Raw genomic sequence first — 24,556 nt, 5'->3', positions numbered from 1 at the left:
GCTGCATGGCAGCACCCTACAGAACGAGACACCCGCTTGAGCGATCGAGTTCGGGCACCACCGGTCGGCTGTCAATGTCGCCGCAGATTACCAGGTCGTCGTCGTGGCCGATGGCCATCAGGTTCTTACCGCCGGGGGTGTTCTGCAGTTCGAGGGCCAGCTGCTCGCTGGTCGATCGCCCAAACGCGGCGGCCGCGTTCAGCAGTTCCTGCCATTCGCCGCGGGTGGCCTGGGCCCCTTCGTTCAGCCGCCAGTCGCCGCGGGCGGAGAACTCGTGGGCCAGCGCGCCGGCCACGAGCAGGTCGTCGCGCGACACGTGCCCGCCGGTTCCCGCACATAGCAGGTGCACCACGTTCTCGTCGGCTAGCTCATCGACCACGGCCGACAAGTTGCAGGCCGCGGCCATCAGCACCCGCGAGGCGAGCCGGGCGTGGTTGATGGCTCGGGTGCCGTTGGTGGTAGTAAAGTAGATTCGCTTGCCGAATACCACGTCGGCCGTATATTCAGCCGGCGAGTTCCCCAGGTCGAAGCCCTCGATGCGTTTGCCGCCGCGTTCGCCGCCGAGCAGCACCTGCGAGCGCTCCTGCCCGTCGACCTCCCGCAGCACCGCGTCGACCTCGACCAGCGGGCGGACTTCGACCGCTCCGGCGGCCAGGGCATGGCAAACCGTGCTCGACGCCCGCAACTGGTCGATCACTACCACCACCGCATCGGCCAGCTCGTGTTCGGCCACAAACTGAGGCAAATAATGGACGGAGAGCTTCGGCATGACTAACGTACCATAGAAGGTTTAAGCAATTGAGGTTCTATTAGACTGTATTCCCCCTCCGTTTATAAGGAACCACCACAGCACGAATCAGCGCCGTTGGCGATGTTCGTGCGGTCGTGATTCGCAAGTATTATCCGCCCTATGCCCGACCTCGCTACTCCTGTCGATAAGTCCTCCGCTCGCGTTCGCCGGATGTTTGGCGAAATCGCCCCGCGGTACGACTTCCTGAATCACCTGCTCAGCATGAACGTCGACCGCTACTGGCGGTGGCGCACCGTGCGGAAGCTCCGCCCGCAGCCCACCGCGGGGCCGATTCTCGATGTCTGCACCGGCACCGGCGACCTGGCGTTTGCCTTCGATCGGGCGAGCGGCAAGCAGGTGCCGATCGTGGCAACCGACTTTTGCCACGAGATGCTCGAACTCGGCGAGTCGAAGAGCCAAGGCGTCGATAGCACCAGTCGCATCGACTTCATCGAAGCCGACACCCAACACTTGCCGCTTGAGAGCGATACATTCCAGATCGTGTCGGTCGCGTTCGGCTTGCGGAATGTCGCCGACACCGACCAAGGACTCGCCGAGATGGTGCGCGTTTGCAAACCGGGCGGGCAGGTCGCGGTGCTCGAGTTTACCACGCCCAGGCGTCAGCCGCTCAAAGCGATGTACGGCTGGTACTTCCGCAACGTGCTGCCTCGCATTGGGCAACTGCTGATGCGTAACAACTCGGCCGCTTACGAGTACTTGCCAGAGAGCGTCGGCGAGTTCCTTCAGTACGAAGCCCTGGCCGCACGGATGCAAGCCGCAGGCCTGAGTAACGTACGTTTCTTTCCCATGACTTTCGGCATCGCTACATTGTATGTAGGTACGAAAACAGCGAAGGAATCGGGCGTTGCGGATCAGGGCGAATCGATATGAATAGACCCATCGTAGTTGGAATCACCGGCGCCAGCGGCGCGGCCTATGCGGTGCGACTGGTCGAGGTGCTGCTGTCCGCGGGGCGCGACGTACACCTGTCGATCAGTCCCTCGGGGCGCGAAGTGATTCGCCAGGAACTCGAACTGCACATCGACCTCGACGACTTCACCGCCGACACGCTGCTACTTGGCGCCGGACGCTCAACGGGCGGCAACACGCTGGCCGAACTCACCGAAGTCTCGACCGGCGACTCCAACGTACTCGGCAGCGGACTCGTCCGCCGGGGTAAGTTGCACTACTATCACTACCGCAATTTTATGGCCCCCATGGCCAGCGGCTCGTTCCTCACCGGCGGCATGGTCGTCTGCCCCTGCTCGGGCACCACGCTCAGTGCCATCGCGGCCGGCATGGCGGGCAATTTGATTCAACGCGCGGCTGAAGTACACCTGAAGGAGCGCCGCCGGCTGGTGCTGATGCCCCGCGAAACGCCCCTGTCGCTGCCAGCGATCGACAACATGCGCCGCGCGACCGAGGCCGGTGCCATCGTGCTGCCCGCCTCGCCCGGCTTCTATCAAGGCGTCGAGACGGTCAAGGATCTGGTCGACTTCATCGTCGCCCGCATTCTCGACCAACTGGAGGTCGACAACGGACTCACCAAACGCTGGGGCAGCGAATGAATGGAATGCAGAGTTCGGATTGCTGATGGCGGAATGAATCGCCAAGCGATCGGAACACCCCCGGGTGCCACTGGCTCCGCCCATTACTGTCCGGAATTAATCTTAACCGATTCTGAACTTGCGCGGTGGGGAGTGGTGTGGTACGACATAGTCCATGCCTTCCCAGCGAGTTGCTAAAGACGAGCTACCAGTGTGGCCCGAGCAGGTCATTGGGGGGAAGTATGTCCGGCTTTTGGAGAAGTTTCTCAAACAACTCCGCTCGGAAGACGCCCACGGTAATCGCAAGTTATTTCTCGATGACGTGTTCGTAGCCTACCTGCTGGCGTTCTTCAATCCCACCATCCGCAGTTTGCGAACCATCGAAGATTTCAGCCAAACGGTACAGGCTCAGAAACACCTTTCGATTCGCAAGATCACTAGAAGTACGCTCTCAGACTTCAATCAACTGGCCGACCCCGAGCGATTGCAGCCGATTCTCGATGCCCTCCGCCGGCAACTTGCCCGCAAGTCAAAACGGCAATCGATAGGTGACGACGATCTCGACGAACTGCTCCAGCAGACCGTGGCCGTCGATGGCACGTTTCTCCCGGCCGTGGCCGAAGTCGCCTGGGCCATGTGCAATACGAACAATCATGGGGCGAAGAAGCATCGAGCGCGGGTGGATGTCCATTTGCCGGTGAGCACGTGGCTTCCCGAGGCAATCGTCATTCCATCCCCTGGCCAGAGCGAGGCCGATTCAGCCATCGAACGGTTGCAGCCCGGTCGTATCTATCTGTACGACCGCGGCTTCATGAGTTTCGCGCTCTTGGCAGCGCACTACGACGACACACACGCGTTGCAATCGCACTTCGTGGCTCGTTATCGCCCAGCGGGGGGCAATTCGCCCACGCTGCGGGAAGTGAAAAGTCGCGAACTCACCGAAAAAGACAAAGCGGCCGGCGTGCTCAGCGATGGAGTGGGACATTTCAAGTCTTCGAATCCGAGCCGACATCGAGTTCCCCGAGTGCAGCTTCGCGAAGTCATCGTCGCTTGCGAAGAAAAGGGAAAACCGTCGCAACTGCGGTTGATCACCAACCTGCTCGATGTACCGGCGCACGTGATTGCCATGCTGTATCGCTATCGTTGGCAAGTAGAACTGTTCTTTCGGTGGCTGAAGAGCTCTGCGAACTTCGGACACTTGATCAGCCACGCAAGCGAAGGGGTGCAAACGCACTTCTACGTGGCGGTCATTGCCGTGTTGCTGATGTACCTGCACACCGGTTATCGACCGAGCAAGTACCTGTTCGCCCTAATGGGACAGGTCGGCCGCGGGGCGGCAACCCTGGAAGAGATCCTGCCGATCCTCCGCGAGCGAGAACGTCAGAACGAACTGGCCCGGCAGTCGGCCGCGCGGCGGAGCGAGAAAAAGAAACAGCAATCGACTTAGAGACGCTGCCACTCGGCCGCGATTCTCACGCTGCCGCCTGCGCAATGTGAAAGGAAAAAGGCGGCGAGTCTTGATCGCGTAAGCCAATCCATGCAATCATAAGACGCCGCGCAACACTCCCGGAATGCAAAGAACCGAACTCCGGACAGTAATGGGCAAAGCCAGTGGCACACACAAGCGAAGCAATCCGTTGCCCGGCCGCAATCCGCATTGGAAAACCTTAAGGCTCAAACTTGTTTAAGACATTCGCCCACCTCCTGTCGCTCATCCGCTTCAGCCACACGCTGTTCGCGCTGCCCTTTGCCATGATGAGTGCGGTGATGGCGTGGTGGCTGCGAGCAGTTAGCCAGTATCCATCGATTGCCAGAGAGCCGAATTACAGCACTCATATCGTATTTGGAAGATACTCGATGCGTTTCCCCATTGGAAACGCTAAGGTGACTTCAGATGATGAATTTCTGCAAGGAGCGACAGCACTAGAAAGAACCCAAGGCCTCTTCGAATCCATCCGCTGGCAAGAACTCCTCGGCATCTTGCTGTGCATGGTGTTTGCCCGCAGCGCGGCCATGGCGTTCAACCGGTTGGTCGACCGCAAAATCGACGCCGGCAATCCTCGCACCGCGGGGCGGCACTTGCCGGCGGGCATCTTGAGCGTCGCCCAGGTCACCACGTTTGCCGTGGTGTGCGTGGTTGGTTTCATCGCCTCGACGTTGCTGTTCCTGCCCAACCGCTTACCGCTTTACCTGAGCGTGCCCGTGCTGCTGTGGCTGTGCGGCTACAGCCTGGCCAAACGCTTTACGTCGCTCGCCCATTTTTGGCTGGGTGCGGCGCTCGCCATGAGCCCCGTGGCCGCGTGGATCGCCATTCGCGGCGAAGTGGTACTGCAATCCCCCAGCGATTTAATCGCCCCGCTCACACTTGGCGGTGCGGTGCTATTGTGGGTCGCAGGATTCGACATCCTGTACGCCTGCCAGGACTTCGAGTTCGATCGCACCGCCAAGTTGCATAGCGTTCCCGTGAGGCTCGGCCTGCACGGGGCTTTGCGACTCGCGGCCGGTTGCCACGCTGGCACCGTGCTGCTGCTCGCCGCGCTGCCGACGGTTTACCCACCGCTCGGCACGGTCTACTTCACCGGCATCGCCGCGGTCGCGCTGCTGTTGATCTACGAACACTGGCTCGTCAAACCCAACGACCTCGCCCGCGTGAACCTGGCCTTCTTCCACGTGAACGCGATCATCAGCATCGGCCTGCTGGTGGTCACTTGTGTTGACTTGCTCGTGGTTTAGAGATCATCGTTTCATAGCCCCGGGATTCATCCCGGTGAAATCACTGTTTCTCGTTACGCAATGACGGTACGGCTATCACGTTAAGGTCAATGTGGCCTGCAATTAGCCCAGCAATTGCAACCTCCTGGTTCCCTGACAGGTGATACCCTCTCTCTCACGGGCTTTGCATTCTGCAGTGAGTTATCAGTACTAAGAAGCCGTTTCTACATGCGCGACACCGAATACAGTTCGCAAAACCATCACCTGAAACCACAGGTTACTACGCCGAAAAACAATAACACTAAACCCTAAAACCCCGCCGGATTCCAAGAAGACATCCCCGCCGGAAATCAATAACACACCCCGCCGGAAATCAATTGTTTAATAGATACAATGTATATATTCCTGTTTATAGGGTTGACGATCCACTTTTTTGCGAGTTCAATGCACTCACCATGAATGATCAATTTTCAATTAGCAACAGATGGTCACCACAGATTGCCGCGGCTGGGTTCTCTGCAGTTCCGATGAGTTTTCTCCGACACTACGCTCAACTGGGAATCACGCCAACTGAGGCCATGCTGTTAGTCCATATCATGGCCCGAAAGTGGGATGAGAATCTTCCATTTCCATCAGTCAGCAAGCTAGCAGAAGAAATGGGACTGAGTGTAAGCCAGCTACGTGCCAGGCTCTCCACGCTCGAAAAAAAGGGGATCATCAAGCGAGTCTTCCGCAAAGGAAGGTCTAATTGCTATGACCCCACTGAATTAATCAAGAGATTAGAAGCTGCAATTGAGTCGCATCGCCCCAACAATATTATGAGCAATCAAGAGGCACTTGGTGCCATGGCTCAGGTCACTTACTAGACAAGGTTGGATTAGCTGATGAAGTAAGAAGCACAGCAATTTAGAACTGTTTTCCACGGCATGTTCGGCTGCAACCGAACATGTGAGCGTCCAAAGCCCATGGAAGTGGGGTCCAAACCCACGTGCTTCGCTTCATCTTACCTCGTACTGGTCTATTCTCCAAGACAAATCCTAAAACCGGTGAACCCCGGGGCTGAACTGAGAGGGCTACCTCCTCCTTCGCCTCGGCCCACATGAATCCTCTCGTCTATCACATCGCCAGCGGTCATGCGTTCTTCTCCGGTGTCGCGTTACTGTTGCTCGCGGTGGGGACATCGGGGGCCAAGCGTCCGAGGGTGCGTCGTGTCACGGTGCTGTGCGGGGTGCTGGGGCTGATGGCCATTGCGATCTCCTCGACTCCGCTCCCCTACTGGTTCTACGCCATTGCAGGACTGATCACGATGGGTTGGATGGCCAGTCGCTGGAAACCGACCTGGCAGCGCCCGATCCGATGGGCGATGGCAATCGTTTGGTTGGTGGCCATCGCCATCGAGTTGCCTTATCACCTGACACCGACGCTCCACCCGGTCGGCTCGCGAGCGATCGCCATCATCGGCGACTCGGTGACCGCTGGCGTCGGCAGCGACGAGACCGCCGAAACCTGGCCGGCAGTGCTGGCTCGCGAGCACCGACTCGACGTGCAGGACATTTCGCACGTTGGCGAGACCGCTGAGTCGGCCACCAAACGGGTCGCGGAGCATCCGATTTCGGCTCCGGTGGTCGTCGTCGAAATCGGCGGCAACGATATCCTCGGTTCCACGTCGCCGGCCAAGTTTGCCACGACGCTCGATGCCTTGCTCGCCAGCCTGGCAGCCGACGATCGCCAGGTGATGATGCTAGAGCTGCCGCTGCCGCCGTTCTATCACGAGTACGGGCGGATCCAACGCCAGCTAGCAGCCAAGCACCAGGTAAAGCTTGTCCCGAAGCGGGTGTTCCTCTCGATCCTGGCGGGCAGCGATGCGACCCTCGATACCATTCACCTCTCCCAGGCGGGGCATCAACGCATGGCCCACTGCGTCTGGCAGCTGATCGCTCCTGCGTACCCGGAGCCATGATTCCGCGTGGGTTGGCAGGGTCCGCACCGCCGACTCCAGAGCACTGCCGCAAACACGGCGTTTTTGCTGCGACAGGTTGGCATTGTGCCAGTTCGCCGCAATCGCTACTCTCTCGCACCTGTACTCCTACGCGGCAAGGCACCCCATGCGAAAACTCCTGATCCTCGGCCTGATGCTGGCATTCGCCACCTCGCAAGCGGGGTGCTCGTGGAATCGGCTGAACGTATGGGACGGCGCCCTCACCAAAGCCATCAGCGGCCGGGGCGAGAAACCCCGCGAACAAAAACGCCGCTCCCCCACCTACCAAGGTGGCTTTGAGTTCTAACGCGAGCGGCTGCAGAACCAAACTCTCGCACCAGTGATTGGCGGAGATTCGCATTCCCCTCAAACCGCGTTTGCTCCCAACTACATTCTCACGCAGAGACGCCGAGTCCGCAGAGACTCATGGGGCACCGCCCAATACCCCCGCCGCGACAGCGATTAGCGTCGATCAGCGAAGATTAGGTCGTGTTGACATTTATGTAGCGTAGATTTTGTCGAAATGGTATCACGGTGTCGTCCCCTACCTGCTCATGGAGGAGCGAATAGATGCGACGGCACGAACTGACAGACGAACAATGGTTGAAGATTCGAGGCCATTTGCCTGGCAAATCCGGCGATCCCGGTCGAACCGCGGCGAGCAATCGTCGGTTCGTGAACGCGGTGTTGTGGATCGCCCGCACAGGCGCGCCGTGGCGCGATCTTCCCACTCGCTTTGGCCCTTGGAATTCGGTATTTCAGCGTTTCAATCGATGGTGCAAGCGTGGCGTCTGGCGGCAAGTCTTGGAGACTCTGGGCGAAGAGCCCGACTTGGAGCACTTGCTACTCGACTCGACAACGGTCCGAGCCCATCAACACGCAGCGGGCGTAAAAGGGGGCTCGGTGGCGAAGCCATGGGCCGCTCGCGCGGAGGTTGGGGAACGAAAGTCCACGCCGCGGTAACGGGCGATGGCCGCCCGGTTCGTCTGACTTTGACGGGTGGCAACCGACACGACATGCACCAAGCAGAAACGCTGCTGGAAGGACTAACTCCCGAATACGTCGTCGCCGACAAAGGGTATGATTGCCATTGGTTTCGCGATCAGATTCGTCGCCAAGGCGCGAAGCCGGTGATTCCGACTCGCCGTGGGTTTCGACAGAAAAGGTACGATCGCACACGCTATAAACTCCGAAATGTCGTGGAGCGGTTCTTCAACCGGTTAAAACACTACCGTAGGGTCGCTACACGATACGATAAAACTGATCGAAACTACGATGGATTCCTCTGCCTGGCGTCACTCATGATCAGCTTGGCATGAATGTCAACACGACCTAGTGTTCCCAACCGTACTACGTCCGAACTCGCCAGTCGCTGCGATCTGCCGACGGAACGGATTATCGTGTTACAATGCAGTCCGTTTGGAATCTAGTTCACTCGACAGCTTCTTTTCGTGGTGCTCCCATGCAGGCCTTTCGCTGCTCAAGTTGTCCGTTGGTGTTTGAAATCGGCCAGTACACTTACTGGGATGTCAGTGGCCACACGAACCGGCTTGTCTGCATCGACTGTGGTACCATGCATTGGCTGGAATTGAGAAAACCAAGTGCGGGCGAAGTCGTTCACCAAGGAGTCACTACCTATCGGGCGCTCCCTGGCCCGATCCGCGATTTCAGCGACCCTTCCGAGCAATCGGAAAATTCTGCCATCTTGGGGGAATACGTGTGGCCATTCGGCGAAGACGATTGGCTCACGATCGACACCTGGCCCGGTCACCGACCACTCGAATCGCTCTCGTGCCATTATTGCCAAAACAGCGGAAGCCTCATCTCGCTGGAGCATCCCACGCTAGACGGACGCTGGCCGATCTTCCGCAATCAGCAAGACGAGTACCACTGCCCTGTGTGCCAAGGGAACTTAGAACTCCTATACGACGTAACCATCAACTAGCGAGGTTAGTCTGCTCCGCCAACCTCCCCCCCGCCGCACCGGCGATTAGCGTCGATCAGCGGAGATTAGTGTTCCCGAAACAGTTGCCTCAGCGGGCCAGATTTTTCTTGAAAATGGCCGCTGGTTTGGTCTAATAGCTGCATGACTATTTGTACACCAATCCTTCGGCTCCCCGGTCCGTCGCGTCCCGCCCAGGGGACGGGATGCGCCAAAGTGGACCTGGCGGCTATAATACGAACCCGCGAAAATAGATTCCCACGTGGGAAAATTGAATTTTGACTTGCGTCGACACCCATCCGCGTAAACGCTTAACAGTACACGACTTACTTCGAACGAGAGCCGCGTAAGAATTTACCCATCGAATCGTGTTTCCCAGAGCTGGGAATCTATTCGGTGGGAAACTATCTCGACCAACCGATCCGCTGCCCCCATTTGCCGCACACGCTTGCCCCCTACTCGCGAGGGGGGGAACCTGCAGCGGCGGTGGAAATGGGCGTCGAGTTGCGACGAGATACGCTGCTGAATCAGCCCGACGCCGCGATGGCGGCTCGCGGCGAAACACCGAACTTCACAAACTGCCATGCTTCAAACGACTTCCCCCCTGCTGAAACCGATTCGCGAAAAAGTGGAAGCCGGCGAGCGGCTTTCCGCCGACGACGGGCTGGTGCTCGAATCGCCCGAGGTGCCGCTGCCCGAGCTGGGCGAGCTGGCCAATCTGGTGCGTGAGCGGAAGAACGGCAACGCGGCCTACTACAACATCAACACGCACATCAATCCCACGAACATCTGCGTGTACCGCTGCACGTTCTGTGCGTTCCGTAGCGACCTGCGCGAGGCCAAGGGCTACTGGATGAACGACGAGCAGGTGCTCGCCCGCGGGCAGGAAGCCATCGACAACGGCTGCACCGAGATGCACGTCGTCGGCGGTCTGCATCACCAGGCCAAGTACGATTGGTACCGCCGGGTGGTCGAGGTGCTGCATACGGCTTACCCCACGCTGCACCTGAAAGCGTGGACGCCGGTTGAGATCGACTGGTTCTGCCGGCTGACGAAGAAAGACGTTCGCTGGGTGCTTGAGGACATGATGGAAGCGGGACTGGGGAGCATGCCGGGCGGCGGTGCCGAGATCTTCCACCCTGAAGTGCGGAACCACATCTGCGAACACAAAGCCGACAGCCGGCGATGGTTCGAGACGCATCGCACCGCCCATGAGCTGGGGCTAAAGACCAACAGCACCATGCTGTATGGTCACATCGAGCAGCCGTACCATCGCATCGACCATTTGATTCGCCTGCGCGAGCTGCAGGACGAGACCGGCGGCTTCCAGACGTTCATCCCGCTAGCATTTCATCCCGAGAACACCAAGCTGGGTGCCGAGCGAAACATCAAGCGCCCGTCGGCGCTGGTCGATCTCCGCACGATGGCGGTGAGCCGATTGATGCTCGACAACTTCCCCCACCTCAAGGCGTACTGGATCATGCTCGGCATCGGCACCGCCCAGGTGGCCCTGGCCTACGGAGCCGACGACATCGATGGCACCGTGCGTCACGAGCTGATCTATCACGACGCGGGGGCGACCACTCCCGAGGTGATGTCCGTCGGGGATATCGAACAGGTGATCCGCGAGGCGGGCCGCGACCCGATTGAGCGCGACACCTTGTACCATCGCGTGGAGCGAAGCAGCGAAGGTTGGCAAACCGGGCAAGCGATTACCGCGAACGCCTAGCAGTGCTACCCAGCCCGCAGAATCGTCAAAGTTTCGCAGGCCGGTGGGTCGATAGCCTAAGTGAGATTCCCTATCGACTCCGACGCGAAGGATTGCGCGACTATGTGGTGCCAGCAATGTGGTCAGGACGTACCAGCGATATCGACCGAAGGGGGCGTGCCCGGTGCTTGCCCTCGTTGTGGTCATGCGAGTGCTCGCACCGCTAGCAAGGTGGCCGAGCCGGTGTTGGTAGCCGAGGCGTCGGACGACTGGCACTCGGAGCGACGGATGCGCCACATCGGCCGCTCGCTGCGTACGCCGCTAGCAGCGGGCAAACGCACTGCCAGCGACGACGCGATTCACTGGCTCGACATGACTGCGGTGCCCAGCACCGACCAATCGAAGCGTAACTATCCGTCGACCAAGTCGACTCGTCGCAAGAAACTGATGAAGCGACCAGCCGACTACCGCATGCAGTGGTTCGCCTGGTTCGCGGTGTCGGTCGGTCTCGGCCTAGTAGCCGGCGGTGTCGGCCTGATGGGCATGGGACTGTTCGGCGAGGACAACGGGTTCTGGCAATGGGGCGTCGGTGTCGCCCTGGCAGGTCAGGCCCTGTTGATCGCCGGACTGATACGCGTGCTGACAAGTTTGTGGAACAACAGCCGGCTGGCAACTCGGCGGCTGATCGACATCGAACAGGACCTGGCCGAAGTCGGGCGCACCGCCGAGGCGATCATCGCCCGGCAAGCAGGCGGCTCGAGCGTGTTCTACGGCGAACTAGCACGCGGCGCAAGCCCTACGCTGTTGATGGCAAACCTCAAAGGACAAATTGATCACCTGGCCACTCGGCTACATCAGGACGTGTAACGTAGCGCGGATTGGATTCTGCCGCGATGTCCTTGAGTTCGCCCCACGGCACCGACGATAGGTTGTTGTAGGGGCTTGTTCGACAGCGAAAAAACAAGCGAAGCCCGACCTGTCAGGTAATCTTGGCGACAGACTAAGGCCAGGAAAGCTAGGCGAACCGTCGGCGACGAAGTGAAGTTTAAGGATACGACCCGGGTCGTAAAAAAGTGAAAGTGGAGAATGCAATGCACAGCGGCGATTCGGTAACCGCCAGTGAACTCCAGCAGCAAGTCAAACTACTGCAAGAGGAGCTGCGTGAGTCGCAGAGCATGGCCGCGCTCGGTGAACTTGCCAGTACCACGACTCACGAGTTCAACAACGTGCTGACCACCATCCTGAACTACGCCAAGCTGGGGCTGCGTCACAAAGACGAACCAACCCGCACCAAAGCGCTCGAGAAGATCATGGGCGCGGCCGAGCGGGCGAATAAGATCACCAACAGCGTGCTCGGTTTGGCGCGGAACCGATCGAACGATCCGGCTCCGACGAACCTCTCCGAGCTGATCGACGAAACGCTGGTGCTGCTCGAACGCGAACTGTCGAAGTACCGAGTCGCAGTGCAACGCGAGTTTGCCGAAGTGCCGAAGGCCATGGTGATCGGCAATCAGATTCAGCAGGTGCTGCTCAACCTGCTCACCAACGCCCGTCAGGCGATGCCGAACGGAGGGCAGGTGCTGATCAAACTGTCGCACGAACCGGAGGCTCCGCTTGTGGAACTCACCGTGCGCGACACCGGCAGCGGCATCGACGCGGCGAGCTTACCAAAGATCTTCGAACGTGGCTTCAGCACGAAGCGCGGTCCCGACGAGTCGGGCAAAGGTGGAGCCGGTCTGGGACTGGCTGCCTGCCGAGAGATCGTAGAAGCCCATGGCGGGCGGATTCGCGTTGCCAGCACCGTGGGACGCGGAACCGCGTTCACGCTGCGGTTGCCAGTGGCATCGGAAGCAGCCTCGAATCCCACCTCGCAACCAGTGGTCGCCCTCGGGGTGTAGTTACCTCCAAGAGCACGCACGTGTTACTGGGTTGGCGTGACCGACATCGTACCGCGCGGCACATCGGCCAGGCGGTCGCGAATCTCTGCGAGCATCTTCTGCTCGAGCGGAGTATCGCGTCCCAGCGGAATCCACACCGACGACCATTTCGTGCGGCTCACCGGCGCCCGGGCAGCTGAAGGTAGCGAGCTGTCGTTACGCAGCGAAGCAGCGCCGGCGGTCGCCCGCTCGGGCTGCGGCAAGTCTTCCAGCTCACGGACCACCTGCAAGTCGATTAGGTAGCCATCGGGTTCAGGCACCACACGAACCACCGCCCTGCGACGAATGGTTTGCAGCGTGCTTTGCCATTTATTGAACGAACCGACGCTATCCTTCCGGTGCGGCTCGAACAACGTGGCTCCGACCTGATAGGGCGTCTCAACGCGGCCTTCGGTCCAGAGCTGCTGGTCGATGTGTACGCGTTGCTCGTACGCGATCGGAAAGTAGTCGGCCACGACGTCGACCACCTGATCCCAGGCGTAGTCGTGATTGTTTACCGGCACTTTCATGGGGTTCGGCAATGCGGAGCTCACCGTTTCCGACGCAGGCAGACCAAGCTGCGGGGCGATGGCTGTACCGCTGTTGGGCGTGGGGCCTGCGAACACGGTCGGCGCGTTGGCCATCGGCTCAGGAAACCCAGGCACTCCAGCAGGCTGCGCCATGGTCGGCGTGGGCGAAACGATCACCGGCCCGTTCGGGGCAACCATCACCGGCTCGGTCGCGATCCAGGCAGGTTCGTTCGAAGGCAATCCCTGGCAACCTGCTAGCAGCAAGATGCCCAGCGAAATAGTTGACAGGGTAACGAACGAAACACGCATATCAGGAGACCAGAGTGCTGGAGACCTTGCACGGAAGGTTAACAAGCCCGCGGCACGGATGCCGCCCTTTATTTCTTGGCTATACAGTAGCGCGGGGGATGGTCGCGAATATCCCACCCGCTGGCAAGAGCAGTCGCGGGAGTGCTAGCACTCTGGTCCCGTATTCGCCCGACGGCTGCGGCCTGACAAATCATTAGTCGACAGCGATCAGCTAGACGAATAGTGGCCTTTTCTGAACCCCGTCGGTCTTGCGGGCGGTACCGATTAGGGGACCCCTAACCGGGGGCAAAGTGGGTGGAGCAGCAGTTTTCGCATTCGCGAACCTGCGGGGCACGCTAGCTTTCTTTGCAAGCAACTGAGCGTCTGGCCCGGGGGGAAGATACCCAATCTTCCAGCCAGCACACAAAGTTACGCAATTAATCGGTGGGGCAAACCGTGTTACTTCAACTACCAAAACACCGCTTCACACATGCGCAGCATGATGCCAAGGGAAATGTTACAGAGTGTCATGATAGCTGCGGGAATAGTAACGCCGGTAAGTTACTCCCCTACCACCGACTTCTAATGCAAGTATTCGCTTGCCAAGGAGCCGGCGCATGATGTGGCAATTTCCGAGATCATGGATCCGCAGCCTTCCTGCGCTGCTCGTCCTGCTGGGAGGGATCACCGCAACGGTGTTCGGTGTATGGCACGAACTCGACAATATAAAGCGGAAGAATCACTCTCGCTTCGATCGGCTCTCGAATCAGGCCTGTACGCATATCCAAGAGCGGATCGCACACTACGGGCATGGGCTGCAAAGCTTACAGCTGCTGTTTGGTGGTAGTGAATCGGTGACTCGAGACGAGTTTCGGCAGGTCTGCAAATTCGTCAATCTCGAAGCAGAATTCCCGGGTTCCATCGGCATTGGTTGTATCGCCCGAGTCCCCAACTCACCGGACCAGATCCAGGCGTTTATCAACAAGAAACATCAGGATGGCATGGTCAATTTCGACATCGTGCCTTTTCCTGATGCTTCACCTCTGGAATCAGCGCTAACCGACGACCTGATGGTTGTCGACTACGTTTTTCCAGAGACAAAGCACTTGCATGCTATTGGTCTGGACATCGGATCGCATCCGGCACGTCGAAGGGCAGCCGAGCAATCGATGATGAACAATCAGGCAACCCTCACGGGGCCGATCCATCTTTACTTAGAGCCTACCGAGGAAGTCGATGCAGCCATGCAGCGTGGTTTTCTAATCATGCTGCCTTATTGGAAATCGGGAGTGCGTCCTCATACACCGGAAGATCGCGTTGCCAGCACCGAAGGCTGGGTGTTCATGCCGTTGGTTTCAGAGCGTGTATTCAGCCAGCTTACCAAGGTGACAGATCAAGAGCTGGATATCCAGCTCTATAATGGAACCAGCAAACAAGCCGAACTAATCTTTGAAACCGCTACTAACCAGCAAGCTAAGAACACGCTCGGTCTCAATCATCTGGTTCATCTTCGACTAGGGGACCAGGACTGGTCGGCCAACATCACTCCAACTACGAAGTTTGCCTATGCCAGCACCACTCTGGCCTGGGTACTCGGCCTCGGCGGCACCTTTGTCACACTGCTACTGAGCTACACCCTGCTTACACATCAGCGAGAGATTGCCAACGCGGAACGTTTAGCGAACCACATGACCGAAGAGATTCGGCGGCTGGCCATGGTTGCTGAACGCACGACCAATGGGGTCATCATCACCGATGCAAATCGGCAAATCGTGTGGGTCAACGAAGGCTTTACTCGCATTACCGGGTTCACGTTCGAAGAAGTCCAAGGAGAAGTTCCAGGGCGTTTGTTGCAGTGCGAAAAAACCGATCCTCAGACGATTGCTGAGCTCCGCGAAGCGGTCACCAAGGGACTCGGCTACCATGGCGAGATTCTAAATCGCAATAAGTTTGGCCGTGAGTACTGGATTGACCTCGAAGTTCAACCCCTCACCAACGACGACAACGAAGTCACCGGTTTTATCGCGATCGAAAGCGATATTACCTCCCGCATTCAAGCCGAACGCAAAGCAACCGCTTTTGGGCAACTGATCAAGGAAGCGCCACAAGAGATCTATATTGTCGATCCGAAAACCTTGCGATTCGTCGAAGTAAACGATGGGGCCTGCGAAGCAGTCGGATACAGCCGCGAAGAACTGCTCACCATGACTCCTTCGGACGTCAATCCGGACTTTTCCCAGGAGCACTTTACTCAAGGAATGGAGTCGGTCGTCGATGGCGACGTGTTCGAAAAGAGCTTCACTGGTCGGCATCGACGCAAAGACGGCTCGGATTATTCGGTACACATCAAGGTGCACTGCGCTACGTTTGAAGATCGCAAGGTGTTTGTCGCTTTTGTGACCGACCTAAGCGAACGCATGAAACTCGAGCAACAACTGGCGCAAGCTCAGAAGCTCGAATCGATCGGGCAACTCGCCGCAGGCATCTCACACGAAATTAATACACCGATGCAGTGCGTCGTGACCAACGTGGAGTATTTGAGCGAGATTTGTACCAATCTGTTCAGCGTGACCGATGCCTACCGCGAAGCACTGCAGTCTCACGACATGAGCGACCACGATCGAGAGTCCAGACTGCAAGAACTCGAGCAGAAGTATAACTACCAGAAACTGCGACAGAACACTCTGGAAGCCATCGTGGAGTCGGCCGAAGCCGCTTCGCGAGTAGTCGAGGTGGTGCGAGCCATGAAGTCGATGTCGCATCCGGGCTCCGCCGAACGGATGAGCATGGACGTGAACGACATGATTCGCAACGCGGTCACGGTATCGAAAAACCGCTGGAAGTACCATGCAACTCTCGATTTGAACCTCGACGAGTCACTACCTTGCTTGCCGCTGCTCTCAAGCCAAATGAATCAGGTGTTCCTCAACCTGCTGGTGAATGCGACCGATGCGATTGCCGATCGGATGGAAGCCGAACACTCTCACGAACTCGGACACATCGAAGTGGCCAGCTGGCAAGAATCCGATGGCATTAAGATTCGTGTTCGCGACACCGGGTGTGGGATGAGCCCCGAAGTGCAGCAGCGGGCGTTCGACCCGTTCTTCACGACCAAGGAAGTGGGCAAAGGCACCGGGCAAGGCTTGGCCATCAGCTACGACGTAGTCGTCAAGAAACACAAGGGCCGCATTGAGATCGAAAGCGAACTGGGCAAAGGGACCGCGATCACGATTTGGCTGCCCAATGAAGATTCGACCGACTTTGAGTTTGACGAACTCGAGTACGTCGAGCCGATCCACCACGGATCGAGCATCTAATCGTCCAAATCGGGCGACTCGGTCACTTGCAGCGAAGTAAGATGACCAAGCATCTCAGCTTCGCCGGCGAGAAACTCGATTTCGACCACCACGGCCCACAGCGGAATTACTTGCAGTTCTGGCACTCGCAGCTTCACCAGGTCTTTCTGCGTGCAGATGGCCAGTTCGGCGCCCGACTTTTCTATCTCACTAATTAGTCGAGCGACGTCGTCGCTGGTGTAAGCATGATGGTCTGGTAGTTCGGCCCACCCCACGACGTTCGCCCCCGCGGATTCCAACGTTTGGCGAAACGCGGCCGGATTGCCGATGCCGCAGAAGCCGAATACCCGCGCGTCGCGCAAAGTGTCTAGTGGCTGCTCCTCGCTGAGCGAATTGAGCAACATCGCGGGAGCATGCGACACCTCACACCAACTCGCCCCGGGTGCCAGCTTCGCTGCTCGAGCTCGAATGGCTTCCCGCTCGTCGGGGCCGATGAGATTCGCCCGGCTCAGGCAAACCACGTCCGCCCGGGCGAGCCCTTGCACTGGCTCCCGCAGCATGCCCCGCGGAAAGACGTGGTCGAAGCCAAATGGCTGTGTTGCATCGAGCAGCACGATGTCCAAGTCGCGAGCCAATCGGCGGTGCTGAAAGCCATCGTCGAGCAGCAGCACCTGGCTCTCCAGTTCCTCGATGGCGGTGCGGGCGATCGCCACCCGATCGGGCGACTGCAAGTGCGGCACGTCGGGCAGCGACTGTTCGAGCTCCAGTGCTTCGTCGTTTTTCGCTCCTTCGACCGCTCCGTAGCCGCGACTGAGGATGGCGACCCGCCAGGACTGCTCGCGGAGCCGGCGAGCGATCCACTTGACCATGGGAGTCTTGCCGGTGCCGCCGAGCGTGAGGTTGCCGACGCTGATCACCGGGGCATCGACCGACTGCACCGCGTCGCCGCCGCGGTCGAACTGGCGATTTCGGTAGGCGACCCCCTGCGTGTAGGCGAACTCGCCGATTCGCAGCCCGGTGCGTAACATCGCCGGCCATACCCCCCTACGGCGTCCGCTCACAAGTTCGTAAAAATCAGTAGGCTGCATCAGAAGCGGTAGCAAAGGGGCAAATTTTGTCAAAATAGGCAGAAAACGGCCCCACTGCGGAATTACGAGCCGCCGGGCCGAAGAATCGTATAATAAGAAGTAACGCACCCGAGGGCTATCGCCGCCCAGCGAGCCCCCGGTGCCGACGGTCAGCTGTCGAACCGCCTAAACCCACGCTTATCTTCCAGTATGTCTACCCTGCAAACTCCCGCGACCCCCCGCCCGAAGTCCAAGGTCGACTACATTGAGTACGACAAGTACATCGATCAGCAGGTGGAGCGGACCCGGCGAACCGTCAAACGGATCGATCTGGTGCAGTCGCTGCTGGTGCTGACCATCGGGCTGCTCGCGATGCTGCTAACCTCAGCGGTGATCGAACATTGGCTCACCGCTGAAGGCCTGGGGCTGTTCGGGCGACTGCTACTGTTTACCGCGCTGCTGGGCAGCGGCGGCTACTACCTGGTTCGCCATGTATGGCCATTGCTCGTGCAGCCGATCAATCCCACCTACGCGGCGCACGCGATCGAGCGGGAACATCCCACACTCAAGAACAGTTTGGTCAACTTCCTGCTGTTCCGTGGCATGAAGAAACAAATGCCGTCGGCCGTGTATGGCACTTTGGAAGAGCAAGCCGCACAGCGATTGTCGCAAACGCCGATCGAAGGGTCGGTCGACCGCTCAGTGCTAGTGAAGCTAGGGTACGTGCTGCTGGGAATCGTCGTGCTGTTCGCAGGCTACTCGGTGCTGTCGCCGAAGAGTTCGTGGACCACTGCCGCGCGAGTGCTGATGCCATGGGCCAACATTGCCGCGCCGAGCCGGGTGCGGATCGATCATGTCGATCCCGGTGCGGCCGAAGTGGTGCAAGGCAATACACTCGAAGTGCATGCTCACGTCAGCGGGCTACGCGAAGGTGAGTTGGTCGAGCTGTCGTTCGACACCGCCGATGGTCACCTGCTCGATCAGCGCATTGCGATGCAACTGGTCGACGACGCGGGTCACTACCAGGCTCTCTTGCCTGGCAAGAGCGGAACCACCGGGCTGGCAGGCATCGATCAAGATATGAACTATCGAGTGCTGGCTGGCGATGGACGGAGCATCGACTATCCCATTCACGTGCTCACCGCTCCCACGATTCGCGTGGCAAGCGTCTACTACGACTTCCCCGACTACACTGGCTACGTCGATCGCGAGATCGAACACCGCGGCGACATCCGCGCAATCGAAGGCACCAAAGTCACCGTGCACGCCCAGGCGAACACGCCGATTAAATCGGCCGACATCGACCTGTCGTCCGACGGCAAGCCCGACCTTCGCATGGTGATCGAAGGCGACACCGCCCGCGGTGGCATCAATCTCTCGCTCGAGGGCGACCGCCAGTCGATTCGCACCACTAGCTACATGCTGCGGTACACCAGCACCGAAGGCCTGACCAACAGCGATCCGCCGCAGCACACGCTCGAGGTGTTGCCCGACTACGCCCCGGAAGTCGCGATCGTCGAGCCCGAAGCTCGCGCGCAAGAAGTGCAGATGAACGAAGTGGTATCAATTGCCGTCGAGGCCCACGATCCCGATTTCGCACTCAAAACCGTAACGCTTCAGTTCACGAAGCAGCAGAATGGCAGCCAGGTGCACGTCGAGTCGCTGCTCAACGCGCGGCACGAAGGGCGTTTGGCCGCCAAATGGGAGTTCAGCCCCGCCGAGCTAAAGCTGCAGCCCGGCGACATCGTGGAGTACTGGGCCGAAGCCACCGACGTGCGAACGCCGCAAGCGAATCGTACGACGAGCGAGCGGAAGCTGTTCTACGTGGTCGGCGATCCTCAGGACAACAATCAGCCGAACGACAACAATCAAAATGGCGACGGCCAGCGTGGCGAAGGACAACCCGACGCCGGGCAAGCGGGCGAAGGTCAGCCGAACGACGACTCGCAGCCTGGCGAGAATGGCGAAAACGGTCAGAACGGCGAGTCTGGCCAAAACGGAGAGTCCGGCCAGAACGGCGAGAACAGCAACCAGGGCGAAGCAGGCGAAGCGGGTAACTCCGGCGACTCTGCAAACAACCAACAGGGGGCTAACAACCAACAGGGGGCCGACAACCAAGGTGCCGAGAACCAACCGGGCAACGCCGATCAGCAGAATGGTGAGCAAAACGGCGAACAGCAAAACGGCGAGTCGGGCAACCAAAATGGCGAAGCCGGCAAGTCGGACCAGAACGACCCCCAAGGCGGCCAGCAAGACTCCAGCAATGGAATGCAAGGCAACGAAAACGAGCAAGGCAACAACGGTCAGCAGCAAAACGACTCCGCCAGCGGCGAAAACGGAGCGACCGGCCAAGGGAGCGAAGCGGGCAACGAGGGCGACTCCTCCGCCACCGGTGGCAATCAAGCCGACGGGCAAGCGGGCGAGAACTCCGACTACAACGCGGGCCAAGGCAATCGTAGTCAGGCCCAACCCGGCAACACCGGCGAAGGTGGCGAATCGAAACCGACCGCCAGCGATGGCAGCAACGACGCCGAAGCGTTCGAGAAAATCAGCCGCAGCCTGACCGAAAACGAACGCCAGAACGCAACCCGCGGCCAACGCGAAGGCGACGCCGACCCCAACGCTCCGAGCGAAATCGATTCGGAGAGCGGTAACCCCCAAAACAACAGCAGCGAGCGAACGACCAACCAACAAAAGCCTGAACAATCGTCGTCGGGCGACTCACAGCAGTCAACCGGCGAGTCCGAATCGCAGGATGCCAACTCCAACGGAGAGAGCGAAGGCCAGCAAGGCACCAAGAACGACCAGCAGGCCGAAGGGACCGGCGCCGACTCCAAGGCCGACACCCCCGAGGCCGAGGGTGGCCAGGCATCGGGCAAAGAGCCCGACGCCGAGAGCATGTCCGACGGCGGCGAGGAGCGGAACGCTTCGGGCGAAGCCGGCGGCGGTAGCGACAGCCAGCCCGATGGCTCCCCCGACTCCCAGCGCGAGATGCAACAACGCGGCAAGCGTCCAGACTCGAGCGAGGATCAAAACACCGACGAGTCGGAAGCCGGCACGCCCGGGCATAGCAAGCACGAAAGCGATTCCCGCGGCGAAGAAGGTGGCGATCGCGCCGGCGGCGGCGAAAAAGGTGGCGGCCAAGAGTCACCCCACGAGGGCACCGGCAGCGCCGGGCAAAACCAGGCCGCCGACGAAGGTGCGGGACAATCGGGCGACCGTGGTCCCGGCGAAACTGGCAAGCGAGGCGGAGATAGCGAAACCGCCGATGGCCAAACTGGCGAGTCGGGCGACGAGCGCGGCAACGGCTCGACCAGCCGCCAAGGCCAAGGCAACGAGCAAGCCTCCAGCAACAACGACCCCAACGGTCAGCAGCCCGAGGGTCAGCAACCGCAATCCTCCGGCGGAGCCAACTCCGACAACGCCCAAGGCAGCGAGTCGGCAGCCAGCGAGTCGAAGCCGAACGACGCGAATGCCGAGAACGCCAGCCGCAACAACAACGCGGGGCAGCCCTCCGACCAACAGCAGAACGCCGAAGGCGATCCGCAGAACCCAGCAAGCAACCAGCCTGGCAACGCCCCGTCGACCTCCGGCGCGCAAGGTGGCAACGCCGGCGAAGAGTTCGGCAACAGCAGCCCGAGCAACGCTCAAGCAGCCGAAGCCGACGAAGCCAACCTGGAGTACGCCCGCAAGCAAACCGACCTGGTGCTCGACAAGCTTTCGGATCAACTGGATAAGGGCAAAGTCGATCAGGACATGCTCGACGACCTCGGCTGGAGCGAGTCGGACCTGCGTAAGTTTGTCGATCGCTGGAACCGGCTTCGCAAAGAGGCCGAACGCCCCGACGGCGGCGATGCTCAGCAGGAACTCGACGCGCGACTCCGCAGCCTGGGTGGCTCGCTCGGCACCAAGGGTGGCAAAATCAAAAAGACCACCGACGACTTCCGCAATCTGAGCGAAGGGTACCAGAGCAAGGTGCCGCTCAAGTATCGCGAATGGCAAAAAGCCTACACCGAGGGCATTTCGCGCGAGAAATAACCGTTTGGCTCATGGTGCAATCGGCTGCACGAGTGTCGCGGTGCGTCGTACCGCCGAACGCTGGGCAGTTCGCCACTTGTCACTCGGTGCTCGCCCTCCCCATAATCAAGGCATGCACTTCTCGCCGCCTCGTTACTTGGTCCCGTTCCAGCCCAAACGCATTCCGCACCACTTTGCGGACGTGCTAATCATTGGAGGTGGCATCGCAGGTCTGCGGGCCGCGATGGAGATCGATCCTCGGCTCTCCACACTGGTGGTGACTAAAGATCTGATGCGCGAGTCGAACAGCACCTACGCCCAAGGTGGCATTGCCGGCGTGATCGACTCGACCGACAACTTCGAGAACCACGTGGCCGACACCCTGACCGCAGGGGCCAACCTGTGCGATCCGCAGGTGGTCGAAATGGTAGTTCGCGAAGCTCCCCACGAGATTCGCAAGCTCATCGAATGGGGCACCAAGTTCGACCTCGACTCCAAAGGCGAGTTGATGCTCGGCCGCGAGGGTGGGCATAGCCATCACCGCATCGTCCACGCGATGGGCGACTCGACCGGAGCCGAAATCATCCGGGCGATGATCCACCAGGTTCGCGAAGTGCTCCAGGCTCAGGTCTGGCCGAACACGTTTACCATCGACCTGCTGACCACCGGCGGAGTTTGCCGCGGGGCGCTGGTCTGGAACGCTCACCATGGCAAAACCTTTGTGTGGGCCAAGCAAACCATCGTCTGCACCGGCGGCGTGGGGCAGGTGTATCGCGAATCAACGAATCCTCCCATCGCCACCGGCGACGGCCACGCGATGTGCTTCCGCGCCGGCGCGGTGCTCGGCGACATGGAGTTCATGCAGTTCCACCCCACGGTGCTGTATATCGCCGGGTCGAGCCGCATGCTCATCTCCGAAGCCTTGCGCGGCGAAGGAGCGCAGTTGGTAGATGCTTCGGGCTACCGCTTCATGCCCGACTACGACGAGCGGGCCGAGCTGGCCCCGCGCGACATCGTAAGCCGTTCGATTGTCGAGCAGATGGCCAAGACCAACCAGCCTTGTGTCTACCTGAAGCTCAGCCATCTCGATCCCGAGCACGTGCACAATCGGTTCCCCGGCATCGCCAAGGCATGTGCAAGTTTTGGCATCGACATTGCCAAGGACTCCATTCCGGTTCGCCCTGGTGCCCACTACATGCTGGGTGGAGTACGGGTCGACTCCGACGGGCGCACGTCGATTCCGCGACTCTGGGCCGCCGGCGAGGTGACCTCCAGCGGACTACACGGCGCGAACCGCCTGGCATCGAACAGCCTGCTCGAGGGACTCGTGTACGGGGCTCACGCCGGACGGGCGATGAGCGATGCCGCGCTCGACGAGCCCGACATGTTCCAGGCCATTCCGCTGGAAAATGCCGAAGTCCCCCGCCCTGCTGCCCGTCTCGACACCGACGACATTCGCAACTCGCTCAAGAGCCTCATGTGGCGCGACGCTGGCGTTTGGCGTGACGAAAAGGTGCTGGCCGACGCCAGTACGAATATCGACGCCTGGATTCGCTACGCGCTCGGGCGGCAATTCACCGATCCGGCCGGCTGGGAGCTGCAAAACCTGCTCACGGTTGCCCGCGTGATGATCAACTCGGCTCGGCTGCGTACCGAATCGCGGGGGGTGCACCTGCGGGCGGATTTTCCGACCAGCGACGACGAAAACTGGCGTCGCCATATTTTGCAGCGTAAGGGATCGGAACCGGAATTCGCCGATGTCGGCTAGTCCACAAAAAAATTAGGCGAACCTCCAAAACCCGGCGATCGTAGCCTAAATTATTGCGTGGGATAGACATCCGCCCCGACTGCGGGTTACCCTGTTGGGTTCAACCAGCGGGGTTTCGGGCGGCCGGCGCGTTGGCTCCCGTGCCTTGGTGATTGCCGCGCCTTCCCACCTACGGACTCTCGTGCCCCCTCCTAGGACTCGGCCTCACAGCGGAGCGAATGACGATGCAAGATACCTCGTCGACAGATGCAAACGATGTAATGATCGAGGCGGTTCGCCTCTCCAAATACTACGGCCTGTTTGCCGCGGCTCAGAACGTGAGCTTCCAGATTAAGAAGGGCGAAGTTGCCGCCTTCCTGGGACCCAACGGCGCCGGCAAAAGCACCACGATGAAGCTGCTGACCGGGTACCTCTCCCCATCAACCGGCAAAGCACGCATCGCAGGTTTCGATACCCAAACCGAGCGACTCGAAGCGTCGAAGGTACTCGGCTACCTGCCCGAAAACGGCCCGCTCTATCCCGACATGACCCCACGGTCGCTGCTGAAGTTCTTCGGCCAAGCCCGCGGCATGACCGGCAGCCAAATCCGCCGCCGGATGGAAGAAGTGATCGAGCTGTGCAATCTACAGCAGGTGCTCGGCAAGCCGATCGGCAAACTCTCGAAAGGTTACCGCCAGCGGGTCGGCATGGCCCAGGTGCTGCTACACGAGCCCGACGTGCTGATCATGGACGAACCGACCTCGGGCCTCGATCCCAACCAAATTCGCGACGTGCGAAACCTGATTCGCAAACTCGGCGAGACCAAAACCATTTTGCTGTCGACTCACATTCTTCAGGAAGTCGAAGCCATGTGTAACCGCGTGGTCTTCATTAATGAAGGTCGTGTCGTGTTCGATGGCCACCCTAACGAGCTTGGCTCGAACCCCGCGGAACTAGACAACAAGTTCCACGAGCTAACCGGCGCTGTTTAGCCAATCACGCTTGGCTGTTAGGTGTT

18 protein-coding genes and 1 pseudogene are annotated in these 24,556 nt (G+C 59.7%); 16 read left to right on the top strand and 3 right to left on the bottom strand.

The genetic code is table 11. From position 1 onward, the window contains the following. Positions 1–16: 16 nt before the first annotated feature. On the bottom strand, positions 17–769 hold the full coding sequence (locus tag Pan181_RS02875; RefSeq protein WP_145245397.1) for a 2-phosphosulfolactate phosphatase: 753 nt from the start codon (positions 767–769) through the stop codon (positions 17–19). Positions 770–910: 141 nt separating this feature from the next. Between Pan181_RS02875 and ubiE the strand changes: the two genes are divergently transcribed. The 12 genes and pseudogenes from ubiE to Pan181_RS02815 all read left to right on the top strand — a co-directional run bounded on the left by ubiE (position 911) and on the right by Pan181_RS02815 (position 12,575). Next, entirely contained in the window at positions 911–1,681 is a 771-nt protein-coding gene (gene ubiE, locus Pan181_RS02870) for a bifunctional demethylmenaquinone methyltransferase/2-methoxy-6-polyprenyl-1,4-benzoquinol methylase UbiE (protein ID WP_145245396.1), read from the top strand. After that, the gene (locus tag Pan181_RS02865; protein ID WP_145245395.1) at positions 1,678–2,358 is read left to right on the top strand and encodes a UbiX family flavin prenyltransferase; all 681 of its coding nucleotides are present in this window, start codon (positions 1,678–1,680) and stop codon (positions 2,356–2,358) included. The genes ubiE and Pan181_RS02865 overlap by 4 nt, the downstream gene beginning before the upstream one ends. Positions 2,359–2,512: 154 nt before the next feature. Beyond that, positions 2,513–3,784 carry an IS4 family transposase gene (locus Pan181_RS02860; protein ID WP_145245135.1) on the top strand — a complete coding sequence of 424 codons (1,272 nt, stop codon included), beginning with the start codon at positions 2,513–2,515 and terminating at the stop codon, positions 3,782–3,784. Between the two features lie 233 nt (positions 3,785–4,017). Next, a complete protein-coding gene (locus Pan181_RS02855; RefSeq protein WP_231943734.1) occupies positions 4,018–5,070 on the top strand; it encodes a UbiA-like polyprenyltransferase in 1,053 nt (350 codons plus the stop codon). Positions 5,071–5,504: 434 nt separating this feature from the next. After that, a complete protein-coding gene (locus tag Pan181_RS02850) occupies positions 5,505–5,915 on the top strand; it encodes a helix-turn-helix domain-containing protein (protein WP_145245393.1) in 411 nt (136 codons plus the stop codon). Positions 5,916–6,148: 233 nt separating this feature from the next. Further along, on the top strand, positions 6,149–7,009 hold the full coding sequence (locus Pan181_RS02845) for an SGNH/GDSL hydrolase family protein (protein ID WP_145245392.1): 861 nt from the start codon (positions 6,149–6,151) through the stop codon (positions 7,007–7,009). A gap of 145 nt (positions 7,010–7,154) precedes the next feature. Further along, positions 7,155–7,334 (top strand): hypothetical protein, encoded by a 180-nt coding sequence (locus tag Pan181_RS02840; RefSeq protein ID WP_145245391.1) that lies wholly within the window; start codon positions 7,155–7,157, stop codon positions 7,332–7,334. A 263-nt stretch (positions 7,335–7,597) separates the two neighbouring features. Further along, a pseudogene (locus tag Pan181_RS02835) lies at positions 7,598–8,346 on the top strand (IS5 family transposase). Between the two features lie 254 nt (positions 8,347–8,600). Beyond that, a complete protein-coding gene (locus Pan181_RS02830; RefSeq protein ID WP_145245389.1) occupies positions 8,601–8,972 on the top strand; it encodes a hypothetical protein in 372 nt (123 codons plus the stop codon). A 580-nt stretch (positions 8,973–9,552) separates the two neighbouring features. Beyond that, the gene (gene mqnE, locus Pan181_RS02825; protein ID WP_145245388.1) at positions 9,553–10,698 is read left to right on the top strand and encodes an aminofutalosine synthase MqnE; all 1,146 of its coding nucleotides are present in this window, start codon (positions 9,553–9,555) and stop codon (positions 10,696–10,698) included. A 102-nt stretch (positions 10,699–10,800) separates the two neighbouring features. After that, positions 10,801–11,544, top strand: a complete 744-nt coding sequence (locus tag Pan181_RS02820) for a hypothetical protein (RefSeq protein WP_145245387.1) — start codon at positions 10,801–10,803, stop codon at positions 11,542–11,544. 224 nt (positions 11,545–11,768) lie between these two features. Further along, positions 11,769–12,575 carry a sensor histidine kinase gene (locus Pan181_RS02815; RefSeq protein WP_145245386.1) on the top strand — a complete coding sequence of 269 codons (807 nt, stop codon included), beginning with the start codon at positions 11,769–11,771 and terminating at the stop codon, positions 12,573–12,575. Positions 12,576–12,598: 23 nt separating this feature from the next. Here Pan181_RS02815 and Pan181_RS02810 read toward each other — a convergent pair whose 3' ends face one another. Further along, on the bottom strand, positions 12,599–13,432 hold the full coding sequence (locus Pan181_RS02810) for a hypothetical protein (protein ID WP_145245385.1): 834 nt from the start codon (positions 13,430–13,432) through the stop codon (positions 12,599–12,601). A 596-nt stretch (positions 13,433–14,028) separates the two neighbouring features. On the opposite strand from Pan181_RS02810, the gene Pan181_RS02805 reads away from it, so the two are divergent. Further along, positions 14,029–16,728 (top strand): CHASE domain-containing protein, encoded by a 2,700-nt coding sequence (locus Pan181_RS02805; protein ID WP_145245384.1) that lies wholly within the window; start codon positions 14,029–14,031, stop codon positions 16,726–16,728. Here the strand turns inward: Pan181_RS02805 and lpxK are convergent. Then, the gene (gene lpxK, locus Pan181_RS02800) at positions 16,725–17,735 is read right to left on the bottom strand and encodes a tetraacyldisaccharide 4'-kinase (RefSeq protein ID WP_197528858.1); all 1,011 of its coding nucleotides are present in this window, start codon (positions 17,733–17,735) and stop codon (positions 16,725–16,727) included. The genes Pan181_RS02805 and lpxK overlap by 4 nt on opposite strands. Positions 17,736–17,984: 249 nt before the next feature. Here lpxK and Pan181_RS02795 point away from each other — a divergent pair, with 249 nt between their 5' ends. From Pan181_RS02795 to Pan181_RS02785, 3 genes are all read left to right on the top strand, one after another. Next, positions 17,985–21,812, top strand: coding sequence for a hypothetical protein (locus Pan181_RS02795; protein WP_145245382.1), 3,828 nt, complete (start codon positions 17,985–17,987; stop codon positions 21,810–21,812). A 112-nt stretch (positions 21,813–21,924) separates the two neighbouring features. Further along, complete coding sequence (nadB, locus tag Pan181_RS02790) at positions 21,925–23,559, top strand: L-aspartate oxidase (RefSeq protein WP_145251960.1); 1,635 nt, start codon at positions 21,925–21,927, stop codon at positions 23,557–23,559. A 224-nt stretch (positions 23,560–23,783) separates the two neighbouring features. Further along, entirely contained in the window at positions 23,784–24,530 is a 747-nt protein-coding gene (locus Pan181_RS02785) for an ABC transporter ATP-binding protein (protein ID WP_391483975.1), read from the top strand. Positions 24,531–24,556 lie beyond the last annotated feature (26 nt).

This window comes from Aeoliella mucimassa, from assembly GCF_007748035.1.
In the GTDB taxonomy this organism is placed as follows: domain Bacteria; phylum Planctomycetota; class Planctomycetia; order Pirellulales; family Lacipirellulaceae; genus Aeoliella; species Aeoliella mucimassa.
This window is presented reverse-complemented; position numbering and strand designations above follow the sequence as displayed.